The following is a 16,267-nucleotide window of genomic DNA, read 5'->3' on the forward strand; positions in this document are numbered from 1 at the left end:
GGCCGACTGCTTCGGCTGCGGCCTGGACCGGACGCCCGCCACCGGGCTGCGCCTGCACTGCGGTACGGTGCCGGGCCGCGAGCTGGTCGCCGCGGCCTGGACGCCCGCGCCCGAACTCGGCGGCGCGGACGGGCTGCTGCCGCACGAACTGGTGTGGGGCGCGCTGGACTGCCCCGGGAACGCGGCCGGGCGGCTGCTCGACGGCCGCCCGGCCGGTGCGGTCACGGCCGCGCTCGGGGCCCGGCTGCTGCGGCCGGTGCCGGTGGGCGAGGGGCTCGTCTCCTACGCCTGGATGCTGTCGTCCTCGGGCCGCAAGTACACCGTGGGCACGGCCCTGGCCACGGCCGACGGTGAACTGTGCGCCGTCGCCGAGGCGCTGTGGGTGGAGCCCCGCAGGTAGGGGCTCACGCGGAATCGGCCAGCAGGTGCTTGCTGCCCCACATCCCCAGGGGTTTCAGGGCCGCGTTCAGGTCCTGGCCCAGCGGGGTCAGGGAGTACTCGACGCGCGGCGGGACCTCCTCGTACACCTCGCGGTGCACGATGCCGTCGCCCTCCAGCTCGCGCAGCTGGGCGGCGAGCACCTTCTCGGAGACACCCGGGACGAGCCTGCGCAGTTCACCGAACCGATGGGGCCGCTGATCCAGCACCCACAGGAGCGACACCTTCCACTTCCCGTCGATCACGGACATCGCCGCGGCGATCCCGCATTCGTCCGCACCCGGCCTTCGTGCCACCGCCATCGCACACCCTCCCCACCTGCTCGCTCACCTCGGGGTAACCACCCACTCCGAAGTGCGTACTTGAGCGCCCTGCCGCCTGCCACCAGGCTAAACGCCATGACCGACACCACAGCGCACCATTCCCTCACCCTCCTCGGCCTCGGCGACATGGGCACCGCCCTCGCCCGCACCTGGCTCGCCGCCGGACACTCCCCGACCGTCTGGAACCGCACCCCCGCCAAGGCCGCGGCGCTGGCCTCCGAAGGGGCTTCCGTCGCGGCGACCGCGGCCGACGCGGTCGCCGCGAGCACGCTGGTCGTGGTCTGCCTGCTGGACGACGCCAGCGTCGGCTCCGCCCTGGACGGCATCGACCTGACCGGCAAGGACCTCGTCAACCTCACCACCGGCACCCCGGGCGAGGCGCGCGCCCGCGCCGCCTGGGCCGAGGCACGCGGCGCCCGGTACCTGGACGGCGGGATCATGGCCACGCCGACGATGATCGGGGTCCCCGAGGCCGGCGGGTACGTCTTCTACAGCGGCTCGCGCGCGCTCTTCGACAGCCACCGGGCGGTTCTGGAGGTCCCGGCCGGGTCCCGCTTCGTCGGCGAGAACCCCGGGCACGCGGCCCTGCACGACGTGGCGCTGCTCAGCGCGATGTGGGGGATGTTCGCCGGCATCTCGCAGGCCTACGCGCTGACCGAGGGCGAGGACATCGCCCCGAAGGACCTGGCTCCGCTGCTGTCCGAGTGGCTCGGCGCGATGGGCTTCTTCGTCGGCAACGCCGCCGAGCGGCTGACCTCGCGGGACTTCACCTCGGGGGTGGTGTCCAACCTGGCCATGCAGGTCACGGGCACCGGCACCATGCTGCGCACCGCCGAGGAGCAGGGCGTCAGCGCCGAGCTGATCACCCCGTACGTGGACCTGCTGCACCGGCGGCTCGCCGCGGACCCTGCCGCGCACGGCGGGGAGGACACGACGGGGGCCATCCTGCTGCTGAAGCGGTAGGCGGCGGCCGGAGGCCCGGGGCTACGAGTACGCGGGCGGCGGCGGTCCGAAGCCCGCGGGGGTGGTTTCGGCGGCCGGCGCCTCGTCGGTCCGCATGAGATCGCGCGCCATGAGCGTGGCCCCGGCCACCGCGCCCGGCATCAGGAACACCGCGACCAGCGGCACCAGGAACGCCAGCACCAGCGGCACCCCGAAGCCCAGCACCAGCATCCGCCGCGACCTCATCAGCTCCAGCCGGTCGGGCAGCTCCACCTTGCGCCGCTGGAGCGCCACGGCGGTGAGCTCCTGGGTCAGGAAGTACCCGGAGACGCAGAACCCGAGCACCGGGATCACCGTCTGCCCGATCAGCGGGAGGAAGCCGAGGGCGAAGAGCAGGATCCCGTACAGCAGCACCCGGCCGAGGATCTTCACGCTGTCCCGGGCCGAGACCCACAGCTCCAGCCAGAGCGGCAGCCCCGACTCGGGGACCTCTCCGCCCTCGCTGCGGTCGACCTGCTCCGAGAGGGACTCGTAGAACGGCTGGCCGATCAGCAGGGTCACGGCGGTGAAGGTGATCACCGCGAGGAAGAGCCCGAGGCTGAAGAGCAGGGCGGTCAGGAAGCCGCGGAAGAGCGAGAGCCAGGGCGAGGACCAGTCGTCGGCGAAGGGGGTGGCCCAGGCCGTCAGGTCGTCGGCCCCGTAGCCGAGCCCGATCAGGGCGCCGACGTAGAGGGCGAACGCGACGAGGCCGGGCAGCAGCCCGAAGCCCAGCCACCGGCCGTGCCGGAACACCCACCGCTGTCCGGCCAGCAGATACCGGAAACCCCCCGCAAGATCACGCATGGGGTCAGTTTACGGCGAAGGCCGCACCCCGGTGGGGGTGCGGCCTTCGCGCTGCGAGCGCCGGATCAGACGGCGAGCTCGACGGTGATGTTGCCGCGGGTCGCCTTGGAGTACGGGCAGACCTCGTGGGCCTTCTCGATGAGGTCCTTGGCGGTGGCGGCGTCCACGTTCGGGATCACGGCGGAGATCTTGACGATCAGGCCGAAGCCCTCGTCGTTCTTGCCGATGCCGACCTCGGCGGTGACCGTGGAGCCGGAGATGTCGGCGTTCACGTTCTTCGCGACGACGCCCAGGGCGCCCTGGAAGCAGGCGCTGTAGCCGGCGGCGAACAGCTGCTCCGGGTTGGTGCCGGCGCCGCTGCCACCGAGCTCCTTCGGCGGGTTCACGACGACGTCGAGCTGACCGTCGTTGGTGGCGACGCGACCGTCACGGCCGTTCTCCGCGGTGGCGACAGCGGTGTAGGCGACGTCGGACTGCTGGATGGACATAAAGGAAAATCCTCCTGGTAATCGCCGTGAGTCGCGCCCACGATCACGACGGTGTGCAGTGAGCCTAGCCGGTGAAAGAAACGATCATCTTTCCGGTGTTCTCACCGCGCAGCATGCCGAGGAAGGCCGAGGTCGCGTTCTCGACGCCCTCGACGACCGTCTCGTCGTAGCGCAGCTCGCCGGAACGCAGCCATCCGGCGACGTCCTGGACGAACTGCTGCTGCAGTCCGGCGTGGTCGTTGACGAGGATGCCCTGCAGGCGCAGGCGCTTGCCGATGACCTGCATCAGGTTGCGCGGACCGGGGGCGGCCTCGGTGTCGTTGTAGCCGGCGATCGCGCCGCACAGGGTGGCCCGGCCGTTCACCTTCATCGAGGAGATGGCGGCCTCCAGGTGGTCGCCGCCGACGTTGTCGAAGTAGACGTCGATGCCCTCGGGGGCGGCGGCCGGCAGCTGCTCGGCGACGGGGCCGTTCTTGTAGTTGAAGGCGGCGTCGAAGCCGTACTTCTCCGTGAGCAGCGTCACCTTCTCGTCCGAGCCGGCGGAGCCGATCACCCGGGACGCGCCCTTGATCTTCGCGAACTGGCCGACGAGGCTGCCGACCGCACCGGCGGCGCCGGAGACGAAGACGGAGTCGCCCTCCTTGAAGGAGGCGACCTCGAAGAGTCCGGCGTAGGCGGTCAGGCCCGGCATGCCGAGGACGCCGAGGTAGGCGGAGAGCGGGGCGAGCGAGGCGTCCACCTTGACGACGTGCGCGGCGTCGAGGTCCGCGTACTCGCGCCAGCCCAGCATGTGCAGGACGTGCTCGCCGACGGCGAAGCCCTCGGCGGAGGAGGCGACGATCTCACCGACCGCGCCGCCCTGCATCGGCTCGTCCAGCTGGAAGGGCGGGACGTACGACTTCACGTCGTTCATCCGGCCGCGCATGTAGGGGTCCACGGACATGTGCAGGTTGCGCACGAGAATCCGGCCGGCTGCGGGCTCGGCGGACACGGGCACCTCGCGCAGGGCGAAGTCCTCGGCGACGGGCCAGCCCTGCGGGCGACGGACGAGGTGCCACTCGCGGCTGACGGCGGGGATCTGGGACATGCGGCGCTCCTGGTCAGAACGAATTGCTTCACTAGGTGAAACAACCATGCGCCTAGATATTTCATGTTGTCAAGTAAATGGGTACGCTGGTCCCATGCCCAGTCGTCGCGCAGACCCAGTGACCATCGAAGTCGTCGAGCTCATCGGCGACGTCGTGGCCCGCTATCACACGGAGTACGAGCACGCGGCCGCCAGCCACCAGCTCACCGGCGCCCAGGCCAAGGTGTTGAACATGCTCTCGCTGGAGCCCATGCCGATGCGGCGCATCGCGCTGAAGCTGCGGTGCGAGCCCTCGAACGTGACCGGCATCGTGGACCGCCTGGAGACCCGCGGCCTGGTCGAACGCCGCCCGGACCCCGCCGACCGCCGGGTGAAGCTGGCGGCCCCCACGGAGGAGGGCACCCTGACCGCGGAGCGGCTGCGCGAGTCGCTGGACTTCGCCCGCGAACCACTGGCGGGCCTGTCCGCGGAGGAGCGGACGGTCCTGCGCGACCTGCTCAAGCGAATGCTGGGCGGCTAGGCCGCCCTAGAACCAGCAGCTGAAGTCGAAGAGGCCGCACGGCTTCTTCGTCGGGGAAGGGCTCGGCGACGGGGAGGCCGGCGACGGCGGGGGCTGCGTGCTCGCGGAGGCGCTCTGCGAGGGCCTGCCCGACGCACCTCCCTGTACGGACGACCCCGGGCCGGGGGTGCGGGACGCCGGGCCCGACGTCGCGGGCGCGGGGGCCGACGACGCCGGACCCGGCTCCGTGACGCCCCCGGAGGGCGCCGCGGCCCCGGCCGACTTCGTCACCGCGGCGGGTGCCTTCGCCGTGGCCCTGCCGGATCCCGAGGGCGCAGCGGCCGTCGGCGCGTCCGGCAGCGGGGCGGGCGGCTGCGGGGCGTCGTCGGTCAGCACCACCTCGGCGGCGCGATCGACACGGTCCCCGTCGGTGGCCATGCGGGAGACCGCCATCGAGCCCCCGACCGCGATCAGCAGGCCGATCCCGAGGGTCAGCACCGTCCGGCGGCGGCGCCGGTGCGTGACCCGGCGTCTCGCACCGGCACGCCGCTCGTTCGGCGCGGACAGCACGACGAGCGAGTCGGCATACACGTCGGCCAGGGCGGCCGGCGGGGCCGAGGGTGGCATCCCGGGGGCGGGCGCGGCGGGCGGTGCGGCGACGGACGCCGCGGGTATCAGGTACTCGGCGGGGGTTCCGCATCCGGCGCACGCCAGCGCGCCGTTGAGGTGCCTCCGGCAGGCGTGGCAATAGTTCATGGCGCCCGCAGGCTACGTGCTCTGCGGCAACATCCGGATCCCGAGAACGTAAGGATCCTGTGTGGAATCGTTCCTTCCATGACATCTTTCGGGCCGACCGCATTCCAGTTGGTGCTATTGCGGCGGATGGCCGACTTCCAGCCGGACCTTGCCGACGAGGCCCGCCACCGGCTGGGCGCCTCGCTCGCGGACCAGCGGGCGGCGAACAAGCACTGGCAGGCGATGGTCCGCTCGCCCCGCTCCCGCGGGGCCCTGACCCGGTACCGCTCGGTGCTCGGCCCGCCGGAAGCCGCCGAGCACCGCACGATCGGCGATCTGGAGTGCGAGGCCCTGCTGTGGGCGCTGCCGCTCTGGCCGGACCTGCGCTTCGAGGTGCTGGCCGCGCCGGACGGCGCCGTGTGGAACGAGTGGCTGGTACGGGCCCCGGGCGCGCGGGGGCCCGTACTGGAGTCCCCGGACGATCTGCGGCCCTGGTCGGCGACGGTGGACGAGGTGGCGCGGGCCTTCGCCCCGGTCCGGCCGATGGAGGGCACCGCGCCGACCCGCTGGCGCCTGGCCTTCGCCGCGCGGGGGCGGCCCTGCGTCGCGGAGTTCACGTACGGCCTGCTCCAGCGCTTCTCCCTCGACTCCTTCGACTCCCTCGACGGGCAGGGCAGCGGCCGCTAGGTCGTGTCCGCAAAGTCCCGTCTGCTCGGCGGGGCCTCCGGGCGGACGACGCCACTTTGCGGACACTCCCTAGGACGCGAGGAAGGCGCGGACCCCCGCCGAGGTCGTGTCGTCGCCGAGCAGGTCGTTGTGCTTCAGGCAACCGACCGGCGTGTTGGCGGCTCCGGTCAGCGGGACGCTGTCGTCCGGGTTGACGATCTCGTCGCAGTTGGACCAGAAGGTCGCGTACTTCACCGCGCCCGGGGTCCCGTCCCCGGCGTTCAGATTCTTCACCACGTACGAACCGGGGGTCATGTCCCGGCACGCCTGGTCCCACAGGGCGCAGGCCCAGGCGGTGGAGGTGCCGCGGTTGGGGCCGGCCAGCGAGACCCAGTGGTCCACGGTGGCCGCGCCGCCGCCGAACTTCACGTACCAGCGGCTGACCAGCGAGCCGAAGGAGTGCGCGACGACGTCGACCCTGGCGGCTCCGGTCTCCCGGCGGACCTGGTCGACGTAGGCGCCGAGCCGCCCGGCGAGGACCTCGTTGACGGAGAGGTGGGTGTCGTAGCCGAAGGAGAAGAGCTCCGCGTCGGTGTACCCGGCGGCGCTCAGGTCCGCGCGCAGGGCTCCCCAGACGCCCGGATCGGCGTTGTAGCCGTGCACGAAGACGACCGGGGTGCGGGAGGAGACCCGGCCCGGGTCCCGGTCGACGGCACGGGCCGGCGCCGACAGTGCGAGACAGAGCGACAGGAGGGTCAGGAGCGCCGGGAGTGCCAGAAGTCTCTGTCGGGCCGTCAGCATCGGGTCCCCTTTACCTTGTTACGCGCGAGTAGCGCGTGCAGTGCGCGCATGGTGCTGCCTGTCGGTACAGAAATCCACCCCCATGCAGCCGCGACACACCCCCCGGCCGGAGCAGCTCAACGGGCCATTAGCCCGAATCGCCCGCGATGATATGAAAAGTGACCGACATTTCCGTCGGTCCTCTTGCGTCAGCGCTCTCGGGAGGATCTGCCGTGACCGTCAGTCTTGAGCAGTTGCGCCGCTGCCACGTCGCCGTCGACCTGGGGGCGGCAAGGACCCGCGTGTACGTCAAGGGCGCCGGCCTCGTGGTCGACGAACCCAGCGTCGCCGCGGTCAACACGCGCACCGGCGCACTCATCGCCGTCGGCACCTTCGCCGAACGGATGACCGGCCGCACGCCCGACTACATCCGGGTCGTCCGCCCCGTCTCCGGCGGCACCGTCGTCGACATCGAGATGGCCCAGCGGATGCTGCGTCACCTCCTCGGCGAGAAGCTGCGGCGCGCCCTGCGCCGCAAGCCGCGGCTGCGGGCCGCCGCCTGCACCCCCCACGACGCGGACCCGCTCGCCCAGCGGGCCACCGTGGAGACCCTCGTCGGGCTCGGCGCCCGGCGCGTCGAACTGGTCGACACTCTGATCGCGGCGGCCGTCGGCTGCGGACTCCCCGTGGAGCAGCCGACCGCGACGATGATCATGGTGTGCGGGGCCGCGGCCACCCAGGTGGCCGTCCTCTCCCTCGGCTCGATCGTCACCGCCGAGCGGATCCCCGTCGGCGGCGAGGCCATCGACCACGCGGTCGTCCAGCACCTGCGCCACGCGCACGAGCTGATGCTGCCCAGCCAGGCCGTCCGGCCGCTCCAACTGGCCCTCCACGGCAACGGCCTCACGGCCGAGGGCCCGGCCTCCACCCTGATCCACGGCCGCGACGTGGCCACCGGCCTGGCCCGCTCCGTCCACGTGGACACCGCCGCCGTACGGGACGCCATCCACACGCCGCTGACCGCCGTCCTCGACGGCATCGGCAAGGTGCTGCGGGACTGCCCGCCGGACCTGGTCGCCGATCTGACGGACCGGGGGATCATGATGGTGGGCGGCAGCGCCCTGCTGCCGGGCCTGGACCAGATGCTGCGGGACGCCACCGGAATGCCCGTCGCCATCGCCGAACGGCCGGACGTGTGCGCCGTACTCGGTCTCGGCGCGATGCTCGAAGGGAAGATCGCCCCCATGGTCCTCAACCCGCTGGCCGAATGACGGACGCCGGGCAGGAGCCCGACGCGAGACCCGACGTGAAGCCCGGCCCGGGGCCCGATACGAGGCCCGGCCCGGGGCCCGATGAGTCCGACGGGGAGGCGACGAGGCTTCCGGTGCTGCTGGAGGCCGTCCTCAACGTCGGGTCCGAGCTGGAGCTGCACGCCACCCTCCAGCACATCGTGGACTCGGCGACCGAGCTCTGCGGAGCCCGGTACGGAGCGCTCGGGGTCGTCGACCCCGAGCGCATCCTGCTGACCCAGCTGTTCACGGCCGGGCTCACCGAGGAGGAGCGGGCCGCGATCCCGCACCTGCCGGACGCACGCTCCGGCGTGCTCGGAGCCCTCGTCAGCGACCCTCGCCCGCTGCTGCTGGACGATGTCACCCAGGATCCCCGGGCGGCCGGTTTCCCTCCCGGCCACCCGCCCATGCACAGCCTCCTGGGCGTCCCGATCCGGGTGCACACACAGGTCTTCGGCAACCTCTACCTCACCGAGAAGCGGGGAGGCGGCCCCTTCACGGACGAGGACCTCGCCCTGCTGCGCGTCCTGGCCTCCCAGGCGGGCATAGCGATCGGCAACGCCCGGCTCTACGAGACTGCGCGCCGACGGGAGCGCTGGATCGACGGCGCCGCCGCCGTGACCACGACCCTGCTCGCCGGACGCCCGGCGGCCGACGCCCTGATGTGCGTGGCCGAACGGGCCCGGCTGCTGGCGGACGCCGCGGCCGGGGTGGTGCTCCAGCCGACCCCGGAGGGCGGCATGGAGATCGTGGCCGCCTCCACGCAGGGGGACCCGGGGGACCTGGTGGGGACGGCGATCGCCCCCGGTTCGCCGGTGCTGGAACAGCTCCTCGGCGGCGAGCCCGTCTTCATCGACGACTCGGCGACCGATCCCCGGATGACCACGCACGTCCGCGAGCGGTTCGGGCCGAGCATGATGCTTCCGCTGCAGAGCGGCGGCCAGCTGATCGGCACCCTGGCCCTGCCCCGCCACCGGGGCGGCCCCGCGTACGACGCGGTGGACCGGCTGCTCGCCTCGCAGTTCGCCTCCCAGGCCGCGCTGGCCCTCGTACTGGCGGACGCCCAGCACGACCGGGAGCAGCTGGCGGTGTACGAGGACCGCGACCGGATCGCGCGGGACCTGCACGACCTGGTGGTGCAGCGGCTCTTCGCCACCGAGATGATGCTCGAAAGCACCCGGCGGCGGGCCGCGAACGCGCCGTCCGGAGACACGGTGGGCGACGAACTCGGCCGGGCCGTGGACGAGCTGGACTCCACCATCCAGGAGGTCCGGACGGCGATCTTCGCCCTCCAGCAGCCGCCGACCGACGCGCCGACGACCTTCCGCGGCCGGGTGCTGCGCGAGACGGGCGGCGCGGCGGTGGTGCTCGGCTTCCAGCCGTCGGTGCACTTCACGGGCGCGGTGGACGCCCTGCTGCCGGAACCGGTGGCCGGCGACCTGATCGGGGCCCTGCGCGGCGCCCTGGCCGCGGCGCACCGGCGCAGCGAGGTCACCTTCATCGACGTGCTGGTGGACGCGGACCCGTCCCGGGTCCGCCTGACGGTGGCCGACGACGGCCGCACGGAGTCGGGCGCGCGGGGCATGACGGTGACGTGGGAGTCCGCGCTGTAGCGGGTAGGTGCCCTGCCGGTCGGGCCGAAGGGTGGTCTCAGGGTCTCAGGGCCGGCCCGGGCGGGTGGCCGCGCGCAGTGCGATCCGGGTGTTGGACTGCGCCACCCCCGCCTCCCGCTTCAGCCGGCGGAGCAGCCCGTCGAGGGCCGCGGGGTCGGCGGCCCGGGCGCGTACGAGGTAGTCGTGCTCGCCGGTGACGTGCACGACCTCGGTGATCCCGGGGAGCCCCGCGGCCTGCCGCTCGAACTCCTCGTTGGTGGTGTCCTGGCGCAGGGTGACGTCGATGAAGACGACGAGCCCTCCGGCGGTGTCGGCGGCCGGGTCCACGATCGTGGTGAACCCGCGGATCACGCCGTCGCGGCGCATGCGTCGCACCCGGTCGGCGGTGGCGTTGGCGCTGAGGCCGACGCGAACCCCCAGGTCCCGGTACGAGATCCGCGCATCCTGCTGCAGGATGCCGAGGATCTCTCTGTCGAGGCGGTCCATACCGCGATTCTCTCAGCCGGGTCCGGTATTCGCGCTCGCCCGTCGGGGGCCGGGGTCGACCCTCGCCCCATGAGCGAACTGATGACACCGGCGCTGGCGGGAGCGGTCGCGGGCCTCGGCGTGGCCATGCCGATGGGTGCGATGAGCGTGCTGCTGCTCCAGGAGGCGATGCGCGACCGCCGCACTGCCATGGCCGCGGCCGCGGGAATCGCGGCGGTCGACCTCGGCTACGCGGCCCTCGCCACTGCCGTGGGGCCCTGGGCGGCCTCCCACATCTCCCCGGTCGAGGCCTGGGTCCGGCTGGCCTCGGCGGTGATCCTGCTGATCATCGCGGGTCACGGCCTCTCCGGGGCGTCCGCCGCCCCGCCCGCGGTGACGACCGAGGCCCTGCCCTCGCCCGCTGAACACGGCTCCGACTCCGGCCCGGCCTCCGGCTCCGGCTCGGGCCCCGCGTCCGGCTCGGGCTCCGGCCGGACTCGCGTCGCCGACCCGCCGGCCCGGCCGGCCAAGGCCTTCGCCCGGTACGTCGGCCTCACCGCACTCAATCCCACCACCGCCCTCTACTTCGCGGCCCTCACCACCGCCCAGGGCGCCGGCCTGCGCACCGGCTCGGCCGGAACGGCCTTCCTCATCGGTGTCGGCGCCGCCTCCCTCCTCTGGCAGCAGGCCCTCGTGGTGTTCGGCGCCCTCGCCGGCGCCCGGATCCCGGACCGCGCCCGCGTCTGGACCTTCCGCCTCGGCCACGGGTTGGTCGCCGCCTACGCCCTCAAGATCGCCTTCCCCCTGCCGACCCTGGGATGACGGGCCGGGGTGGCCTCGGGGTCACCTCGGGGTGGCCTCGGGGTGATGCCGGATACGGGTCGACCCCGCGGCCGAAATGATCGGTCCATGACCAATCAACCGCTGAGCCACCGCCGGGCGGCCCTCACCCGGGCCGCCTTCGTCACCGCTCCCCTGTGCATGCTGGCCTACGGCCTCATCCGGCTCAGCGACCCCGACCACGGCCCGGGCCCCGCCTGGACCGCGGGTCACATCGCGCTGCTGGCCGGGGTGTTGCAGTTCGCCTTGATCCTCCCGGCCCTGCACCGGCTGACCGGACCCGCCCGCGGGGCGGGCCGCATCAGTGCCGGCGCCGCCACCCTGCTCGGTCTGACCGGCGCGCTGGCGGTCACCGCCCAGGCCTCCATCGACCTCGTCGTCGGCTTCCGCGCCACCGACCGCCCGGGCATGGCACGCCTCTTCGAGGAGATCCAGAGCCACCCCGGGGTGCTGCCCGCCGTCTACACCGTCGGCCCGATGCTCTTCTACGTCGGCCTCCTGTGGATCCTGGTCCACCTGGCCGTACAGCACCGCGTCAGCCCCTGGCGTCCCGTCCTGGTCGTGCTGGGCACGGCCACCACCGCCGCCAGCCTCGACCTGCTGCCGCTCGGCGCCCTCTTCTTCACCGCGGCCCTCCTCCCGCGGTCCCTCCCCCTGACCGCCCCGCACGGCCCGGCCCGACCCGCGGTACAGCGCCTAGGGTGACCCCGTGACGACTCGTCTCTCGGCCCGCGCGGCCATCGCCTCCGTGACCGACCCCGGCAGCTTCACCGAATTCCCGGCTCCCCGGCGGGTGTTCGCCGCCGACGGCCCCCTGGAGTGGACCGGCTACGCGGACTCCCGCGCCCGCGCCGCCGAGCGCACCGGCGAGCAGGAGTCCGTGATCACCGGCACCGCCCTCATCGGCGGCCACGAAGCCACCGTCATCTCCTTCGAGTTCGGCTTCCTCGGCGGCTCGCTGGGCGAGCGCACCGGGGACCGGCTCGAAGCCGCGTACCTCCACGCCCGCGAGCACCGGCTGCCCCTCGTCTCGCTCATCGCCACCGGCGGCTCCCGGATGCAGGAGGGCATGCTCGCTCTGACGCAGCTCCAGCGCGTGGCCCGCCAGTGCGTCCTGACCCGGGCCGCGGGACTCCCCCAGCTCGCCGTCCTGCGCGATCCGACCACGGGTGGCGGCTGGGCCACCCTCGGGGCCGGGGCCGACGTCGTCCTCGCGCTCCCGGGAGCCCAGGTCGGCTTCGCCGGGTCCCGGGTGCGCCCGGCGGACGCGGACCCGGCGGCGTACTCCGCCGAGGGCCAGTACGCCGCGGGTCACGTGGACGCCGTGGTGCCCGCCGCCGAGCTGCCCGGCACCCTCGCCGACTGGCTCCGCGTACTGGCCGCGCCCCGCCCCGACGGGCCGGTCGAGCCCCCGGCCGCGCTGGGCGGCGCCGCGGGCGGGGCGCTGCCGCGGACCGGCTGGGACGCCGTCCTGCAGGCCCGTCACCCCGACCGGCCGCACGCCGCCGCTTACCTGGACGCGTACTTCGACCTCCGCCTGCCCCTCTCCGGGGACCGGGCGGGCGGCACCGACCCCGGCGTGCTGTGCGGATTCGGGCTGCGCGAGGGCCGCGCCGTCGCCTACGCCGCCCAGTGCGGCACCGCCACCCGCCCGGCGGGCTACCGTACGGCCGCCCGCGTCATCCGCCTCGCGGAGCGGCTCGGCATCCCCGTGCTCACCCTGGTGGACACCCCGGGCGCGGCCAATGACGCCGCCGCCGAACACGCGGGCGCGGGCGCGGCCATCGCGGACACCTTCGCCGCCCTGGCCGCGGCCACCGTCCCCGTCACCACCCTGCTGATCGGCGAGGGCGGCTCGGGCGGCGCCCTCGCACTGGCCGCACCGGGGAACACCTGGGTCACCCCGGACAGCTACTTCTCGGTGATCGCCCCGGAACTCGCGGCGGCCATCCTCAAGCGGCCCCCGTCGGCCGCCCCGGCCACGGCGGACCAACTCCGCATCCGCCCCCAGGACCTGGTCGCCCTCGGCATCGCCCGCGGCATCGTCGACCCCGCCCGCTAGGGCCCGCAAAACGGTGGTCAGGGCTGCCAGCGAGGGGCTTCGTCGTCCGGGGTGTCCGGGCTCGCGAAGTGGAAGGGGATCGAGAGGTGGGCCGCCAGGGCTCCACCGGCCCTTTCGGCGGCCACGGCTGCCGGGTGGCGTCCTGTGACCTTCTCGCCTTCTCCGAGGTGCCGTTCGGCCATGGACCAGTGGATGAAGGCCAGCGCGTGCTGCTCCGCCGGGTCGACGGTGATGGCCAGCAGCCTGACGAACCAGCCGTGGACGGTGTCACCGTCCCAGACCGCCTCGATCGCCGCGATGCGGCCCAAGATCCCGCCCGCGCGCCGGACCAGGGACTCGTGGTCGAGGGGAGTGTCCGGGGCGCGGGCTATCCGGTCGCCGTAGTGCGCGTACCGGTCACTGACGATGAGCTGGGCGGTGGCGACCCCGATGTCGTCGGGGATGAAGCCGATGTCGCCGACGAGGCGGATCGCCGCCAGCAACGAGTCCTGGAGGACGTACCCGTCGATCTGGTCGCGGATCCCCGTGGGCAGCCCCTCCCACCACGCTTCCCGAGCCTGCTTGTTCATCATGTCCGCCCTGCCCCTCCCCCGTACGGGCCGCACCCCGCGAGGGCCCGCACCTCACCCTACTCAGGCGGACTCAGCTGTCGTTCAGAATCCGGAAGGGGCGCTCCAGCGGTGGCGTTGCGGCAGCCGGACGTCGGCCCGGTAGAGCCGCGTGACCTGCTGGGCCAGTTCGTTGTCGTCGCTGGCCAGCAGCAGCCGTACGCGCCCGGTCCCGTCGTGGTCCGTCACGACCATGCCCTCGATGTTGTCCACCAGCGGATGGTTCTGCGGCAGCTTCGAAGGCGCCCCCAGCGTCGGGCAGTCGTTGAAGTCCCCGATCGCCGTCTTCCGCGCGACGCGCAGGCCCGCGCCCTCCGTCAGGTTCTCCACCCGGGAGGTGTCCGTCGCGCCCAGCGGATCGGCGACGTACAGCCGTACGGTGATCGCGAACTCCCGGGTGAAGCCGCGCTCCAGCACGATCAGCCGCCCGTCGCGCGTCGGCGCGAGCTCCACCAGCCCGTGCCCCGGATCCACGGGGTACGCGTACTGCCGGCCCAGGACGAACTCGCCGTTCCCGCGCCGCTCCCAGGTCTGGATCCGCTGCAGGGTCCGGCCCTGCGCGTCCTTGCCGTCACCGGCCAGCGCACCCTCGACGCCCGCCACCAGGGTGCGCCCGCCGGGCAGCAGGGTCAGCGATTCGAAGGTCTGGTTCGCGGTCGCCCGCCCCTGCGGCGCGAGCCGGAAGGACTCCGGGACGGGCAGCGTGCCCAGCACCTCGCCCGTCCGCGCGTGGCGCCGGACCGCGGGCGCGAACTCGTCCGTGACGAGGTACGAGCCGTCCCGGTCGACGACGATCCCCTCGGAGTCCAGCGGCTGCCCGGCTCCGTCCGTCAGCGGCAGCCGGGCGGTGGCCCTGGCCTTCGGGGTGTCCCCGCGCCCCACCTCCAGTGAGTACAGCGCCGACTTGTCGGAGATGCCGGCGATGGTGCCGTCCTCGTCGACGGCGAGACCGGAGATGCCGCCGACGAGCCGCCCGTCGAGGGTGGTCTTGTCGAGCGCGTCGGAGTAGCCCGCGACGGAGAGGTACGGCGAGCAGGACCGGCTCCTCCTCGGGGCCTCGCCCGCGATGGCGGGCGGAGCGAGCATTCCGCAGAGCGCGGCCGTGGCGGCCGCGGTGGCGGTGAGCGTGCGAAGGCGCATGAAGGCCCTCCTCCTGGTTCAGCGGGCGGGGATGCGGGCGGTGCGGGGCCACGCGGACTGCCGAACTGTCATATGTCGACCAGAAAGAAAGCGGAAGGCCCTGAAACAGGAAGGCAACGAACCGGTCAACTTCCCTTCACAACCGGCCGGATCGGGCGAACCGCGCCGGACCGATCCCGACGTGCCGCCCGAAGTGCCGTGTCAGGTGCGCCTGGTCGTAGAACCCCGCCTCCACCGCCGCCTCGGCCGGCCGCATCCCCGCCAGCAGCAGCCGCCGCGCAACCGCCACCCGCCGCGCGGTCAGATACGCGTGCGGCGGCAGCCCGTACGCCGCCTTGAAGCTCCGGATCAGGTGCGTGGGGTGCAGGTGCCCGAGCTCGGCCGAGGCCTCCTCCAGGGTGATCCCCTCGGCCACCCGAGCGTCGAGCAGCTCGCGCAGCCGTACGGCGACCCCCGCGCCCGCAGCCGCCCCCGTCCCCGCGCGCCCCACCAGCCACCGGTGCAACCGCTCCCGTACGAAGGCGAGCCGCGACTGGGCCTCGAAGGGGTCGCGCTCCGCGAGCGCCAGGTGCAGCCCGTGCACGCGCGCGCGGAGCGCGGGATCGGCCAGCAGCGGAGTGTCGACGGCTGCTCCGGTCAGCCGCTCCGGCAGCACCGAGGTGTCCAGGTACAGCACGCGCTTGCGGAAGCCGGCCGCATTCACGGTCCGGCCGTCGTGGGCCACCCCGGGCGGCAGCAGGATCACCGGATCCGACACCCCGACGCCGTGCCGTTCCCCTTCGAGCCCGAAGTCCACCCGTCCGCCGTCGAGGATCATCAGCGCCCAGGTGTCGTGCACATGGACCGGGTAGGCGTGCTCGGTGAAGCGGGCGTGGAAGACCTCGGCAATGCCGGGCACCGGCGGCTGCCAGGCCCGGACGGTGCTGCGCGGACGGATCGCGGCCATGTCAGGAACGTACAAGACCGCCCGCGGGGCCCGCCGCCAGGCTGTCCGCATGACGACACACAAGGTCAACATCGCCGAGAAGCTGGCCGGTTTCACCGAGCAGTGGGCCCCGCGGCGCATCGCCCGCGTCAACGACTACGAGGTCAAGGCGGCCCGGCTCCAGGGCGAATTCATCTGGCACACCCACGAGGACACCGACGAGCTCTTCCTGGTGGTCGGCGGCACGCTGACGATCCGCCTGCGCGACGGGGACGTGGTCCTGGGCCCGGGCGAGATGTACGTCGTCCCGCGCGGGGTCGAGCACTGCCCGGCGGCCGAGGAGGAGGCGCAGATCCTGCTCTTCGAACCGACCGGCACCACCAACACCGGCACCGCGGGCGGCACCCGCACCCGCGAACCGATCGACGCCTAGTCCAGCCGGCCGTGCCGGGGCCGGGTGTGTGCCGGGGCGCTCCCCGCAGGGCGCCGAACGCACCGCCGCCACACCTTCCGACCCCGGGTCC

20 protein-coding genes are annotated in these 16,267 nt (G+C 73.4%); 10 read left to right on the top strand and 10 right to left on the bottom strand.

Annotated features, from left to right (window positions below):
* The coding region (locus ACWGE1_RS32855) for a hotdog fold domain-containing protein (RefSeq protein ID WP_453424103.1) at nt 1-400 on the top strand (400 nt) is incomplete at its 5' end.
* A 4-nt stretch (nt 401-404) separates the two neighbouring features.
* Here ACWGE1_RS32855 and ACWGE1_RS32860 read toward each other — a convergent pair.
* Entirely contained in the window at nt 405-740 is a 336-nt protein-coding gene (locus ACWGE1_RS32860) for a winged helix-turn-helix transcriptional regulator (protein ID WP_453424104.1), read from the bottom strand.
* Nucleotides 741-836: 96 nt separating this feature from the next.
* Between ACWGE1_RS32860 and ACWGE1_RS32865 the strand changes: the two genes are divergently transcribed.
* On the top strand, nt 837-1,724 hold the full coding sequence (locus tag ACWGE1_RS32865) for an NAD(P)-dependent oxidoreductase (protein ID WP_453424105.1): 888 nt from the start codon (nt 837-839) through the stop codon (nt 1,722-1,724).
* A gap of 21 nt (nt 1,725-1,745) precedes the next feature.
* On the opposite strand, the gene ACWGE1_RS32870 is transcribed toward ACWGE1_RS32865, so the two are convergent.
* The 3 genes from ACWGE1_RS32870 to ACWGE1_RS32880 form a co-directional block, all read right to left on the bottom strand.
* Nucleotides 1,746-2,546 carry an EI24 domain-containing protein gene (locus tag ACWGE1_RS32870; RefSeq protein WP_453424106.1) on the bottom strand — a complete coding sequence of 267 codons (801 nt, stop codon included), beginning with the start codon at nt 2,544-2,546 and terminating at the stop codon, nt 1,746-1,748.
* A gap of 65 nt (nt 2,547-2,611) precedes the next feature.
* Nucleotides 2,612-3,034, bottom strand: coding sequence for an organic hydroperoxide resistance protein (locus ACWGE1_RS32875; protein ID WP_030011104.1), 423 nt, complete (start codon nt 3,032-3,034; stop codon nt 2,612-2,614).
* Nucleotides 3,035-3,098: 64 nt separating this feature from the next.
* The gene (locus tag ACWGE1_RS32880) at nt 3,099-4,121 is read right to left on the bottom strand and encodes an NADP-dependent oxidoreductase (RefSeq protein ID WP_453424107.1); all 1,023 of its coding nucleotides are present in this window, start codon (nt 4,119-4,121) and stop codon (nt 3,099-3,101) included.
* Between the two features lie 94 nt (nt 4,122-4,215).
* Here ACWGE1_RS32880 and ACWGE1_RS32885 point away from each other — a divergent pair, with 94 nt between their 5' ends.
* Complete coding sequence (locus tag ACWGE1_RS32885) at nt 4,216-4,641, top strand: MarR family winged helix-turn-helix transcriptional regulator (RefSeq protein ID WP_453424108.1); 426 nt, start codon at nt 4,216-4,218, stop codon at nt 4,639-4,641.
* Nucleotides 4,642-4,647: 6 nt separating this feature from the next.
* Here the strand turns inward: ACWGE1_RS32885 and ACWGE1_RS32890 are convergent, their stop codons facing one another.
* Nucleotides 4,648-5,376, bottom strand: a complete 729-nt coding sequence (locus ACWGE1_RS32890; RefSeq protein WP_453424109.1) for an SCO2400 family protein — start codon at nt 5,374-5,376, stop codon at nt 4,648-4,650.
* 78 nt (nt 5,377-5,454) lie between these two features.
* Here ACWGE1_RS32890 and ACWGE1_RS32895 point away from each other — a divergent pair, with 78 nt between their 5' ends.
* Nucleotides 5,455-6,042, top strand: coding sequence for a hypothetical protein (locus tag ACWGE1_RS32895; RefSeq protein ID WP_453424110.1), 588 nt, complete (start codon nt 5,455-5,457; stop codon nt 6,040-6,042).
* A 69-nt stretch (nt 6,043-6,111) separates the two neighbouring features.
* Here the strand turns inward: ACWGE1_RS32895 and ACWGE1_RS32900 are convergent, their stop codons facing one another.
* Nucleotides 6,112-6,822 (bottom strand): esterase/lipase family protein, encoded by a 711-nt coding sequence (locus tag ACWGE1_RS32900; RefSeq protein WP_453424111.1) that lies wholly within the window; start codon nt 6,820-6,822, stop codon nt 6,112-6,114.
* Between the two features lie 212 nt (nt 6,823-7,034).
* Between ACWGE1_RS32900 and ACWGE1_RS32905 the strand changes: the two genes are divergently transcribed.
* A complete protein-coding gene (locus tag ACWGE1_RS32905; RefSeq protein ID WP_453424112.1) occupies nt 7,035-8,072 on the top strand; it encodes a rod shape-determining protein in 1,038 nt (345 codons plus the stop codon).
* The gene (locus tag ACWGE1_RS32910) at nt 8,069-9,703 is read left to right on the top strand and encodes a sensor histidine kinase (protein ID WP_453424113.1); all 1,635 of its coding nucleotides are present in this window, start codon (nt 8,069-8,071) and stop codon (nt 9,701-9,703) included. Before ACWGE1_RS32905 ends, ACWGE1_RS32910 begins: the two co-directional genes overlap by 4 nt.
* A 45-nt stretch (nt 9,704-9,748) precedes the next feature.
* On the opposite strand, the gene ACWGE1_RS32915 is transcribed toward ACWGE1_RS32910, so the two are convergent.
* Nucleotides 9,749-10,189, bottom strand: coding sequence for an Lrp/AsnC family transcriptional regulator (locus tag ACWGE1_RS32915; RefSeq protein ID WP_453424114.1), 441 nt, complete (start codon nt 10,187-10,189; stop codon nt 9,749-9,751).
* A 69-nt stretch (nt 10,190-10,258) separates the two neighbouring features.
* Here ACWGE1_RS32915 and ACWGE1_RS32920 point away from each other — a divergent pair, with 69 nt between their 5' ends.
* The 3 genes from ACWGE1_RS32920 to ACWGE1_RS32930 all read left to right on the top strand — a co-directional run bounded on the left by ACWGE1_RS32920 (nt 10,259) and on the right by ACWGE1_RS32930 (nt 13,070).
* A complete protein-coding gene (locus tag ACWGE1_RS32920) occupies nt 10,259-10,990 on the top strand; it encodes a LysE family transporter (RefSeq protein ID WP_453424115.1) in 732 nt (243 codons plus the stop codon).
* 87 nt (nt 10,991-11,077) lie between these two features.
* Complete coding sequence (locus ACWGE1_RS32925; protein WP_453424116.1) at nt 11,078-11,713, top strand: hypothetical protein; 636 nt, start codon at nt 11,078-11,080, stop codon at nt 11,711-11,713.
* A 4-nt stretch (nt 11,714-11,717) separates the two neighbouring features.
* Nucleotides 11,718-13,070, top strand: a complete 1,353-nt coding sequence (locus ACWGE1_RS32930) for a carboxyl transferase domain-containing protein (RefSeq protein WP_453424117.1) — start codon at nt 11,718-11,720, stop codon at nt 13,068-13,070.
* Between the two features lie 17 nt (nt 13,071-13,087).
* Here ACWGE1_RS32930 and ACWGE1_RS32935 read toward each other — a convergent pair whose 3' ends face one another.
* From ACWGE1_RS32935 to ACWGE1_RS32945, 3 genes are all read right to left on the bottom strand, one after another.
* Nucleotides 13,088-13,642 carry a hypothetical protein gene (locus ACWGE1_RS32935; RefSeq protein WP_453424118.1) on the bottom strand — a complete coding sequence of 185 codons (555 nt, stop codon included), beginning with the start codon at nt 13,640-13,642 and terminating at the stop codon, nt 13,088-13,090.
* Between the two features lie 81 nt (nt 13,643-13,723).
* On the bottom strand, nt 13,724-14,818 hold the full coding sequence (locus ACWGE1_RS32940) for an esterase-like activity of phytase family protein (protein ID WP_453424119.1): 1,095 nt from the start codon (nt 14,816-14,818) through the stop codon (nt 13,724-13,726).
* Between the two features lie 136 nt (nt 14,819-14,954).
* Nucleotides 14,955-15,764, bottom strand: coding sequence for a helix-turn-helix domain-containing protein (locus ACWGE1_RS32945; protein WP_453424120.1), 810 nt, complete (start codon nt 15,762-15,764; stop codon nt 14,955-14,957).
* 49 nt (nt 15,765-15,813) lie between these two features.
* Between ACWGE1_RS32945 and ACWGE1_RS32950 the strand changes: the two genes are divergently transcribed.
* Nucleotides 15,814-16,176: a cupin domain-containing protein gene (locus ACWGE1_RS32950; protein WP_453424121.1), complete on the top strand. Its 363-nt coding sequence runs from the start codon at nt 15,814-15,816 to the stop codon at nt 16,174-16,176.
* The last annotated feature ends 91 nt before the right edge of the window (nt 16,177-16,267 follow it).

It is taken from the genome of Streptomyces sp. NPDC054932 (assembly GCF_053610205.1).

Coding starts and splice junctions, on each gene's coding strand:
- ACWGE1_RS32895 (WP_453424110.1), top strand. CDS start 5,455: ATGACATCTTTCGGGCCGACCGCATTCCAGTTGGTGCTATTGCGGCGG.
- ACWGE1_RS32935 (WP_453424118.1), bottom strand. CDS start 13,642: ATGATGAACAAGCAGGCTCGGGAAGCGTGGTGGGAGGGGCTGCCCACG.
- ACWGE1_RS32860 (WP_453424104.1), bottom strand. CDS start 740: ATGGCGGTGGCACGAAGGCCGGGTGCGGACGAATGCGGGATCGCCGCG.
- ACWGE1_RS32875 (WP_030011104.1), bottom strand. CDS start 3,034: ATGTCCATCCAGCAGTCCGACGTCGCCTACACCGCTGTCGCCACCGCG.
- ACWGE1_RS32910 (WP_453424113.1), top strand. CDS start 8,069: ATGACGGACGCCGGGCAGGAGCCCGACGCGAGACCCGACGTGAAGCCC.
- ACWGE1_RS32900 (WP_453424111.1), bottom strand. CDS start 6,822: ATGCTGACGGCCCGACAGAGACTTCTGGCACTCCCGGCGCTCCTGACC.
- ACWGE1_RS32920 (WP_453424115.1), top strand. CDS start 10,259: ATGAGCGAACTGATGACACCGGCGCTGGCGGGAGCGGTCGCGGGCCTC.
- ACWGE1_RS32915 (WP_453424114.1), bottom strand. CDS start 10,189: ATGGACCGCCTCGACAGAGAGATCCTCGGCATCCTGCAGCAGGATGCG.
- ACWGE1_RS32950 (WP_453424121.1), top strand. CDS start 15,814: ATGACGACACACAAGGTCAACATCGCCGAGAAGCTGGCCGGTTTCACC.
- ACWGE1_RS32880 (WP_453424107.1), bottom strand. CDS start 4,121: ATGTCCCAGATCCCCGCCGTCAGCCGCGAGTGGCACCTCGTCCGTCGC.
- ACWGE1_RS32925 (WP_453424116.1), top strand. CDS start 11,078: ATGACCAATCAACCGCTGAGCCACCGCCGGGCGGCCCTCACCCGGGCC.
- ACWGE1_RS32890 (WP_453424109.1), bottom strand. CDS start 5,376: ATGAACTATTGCCACGCCTGCCGGAGGCACCTCAACGGCGCGCTGGCG.
- ACWGE1_RS32945 (WP_453424120.1), bottom strand. CDS start 15,764: ATGGCCGCGATCCGTCCGCGCAGCACCGTCCGGGCCTGGCAGCCGCCG.
- ACWGE1_RS32885 (WP_453424108.1), top strand. CDS start 4,216: ATGCCCAGTCGTCGCGCAGACCCAGTGACCATCGAAGTCGTCGAGCTC.
- ACWGE1_RS32870 (WP_453424106.1), bottom strand. CDS start 2,546: ATGCGTGATCTTGCGGGGGGTTTCCGGTATCTGCTGGCCGGACAGCGG.
- ACWGE1_RS32940 (WP_453424119.1), bottom strand. CDS start 14,818: ATGCGCCTTCGCACGCTCACCGCCACCGCGGCCGCCACGGCCGCGCTC.
- ACWGE1_RS32865 (WP_453424105.1), top strand. CDS start 837: ATGACCGACACCACAGCGCACCATTCCCTCACCCTCCTCGGCCTCGGC.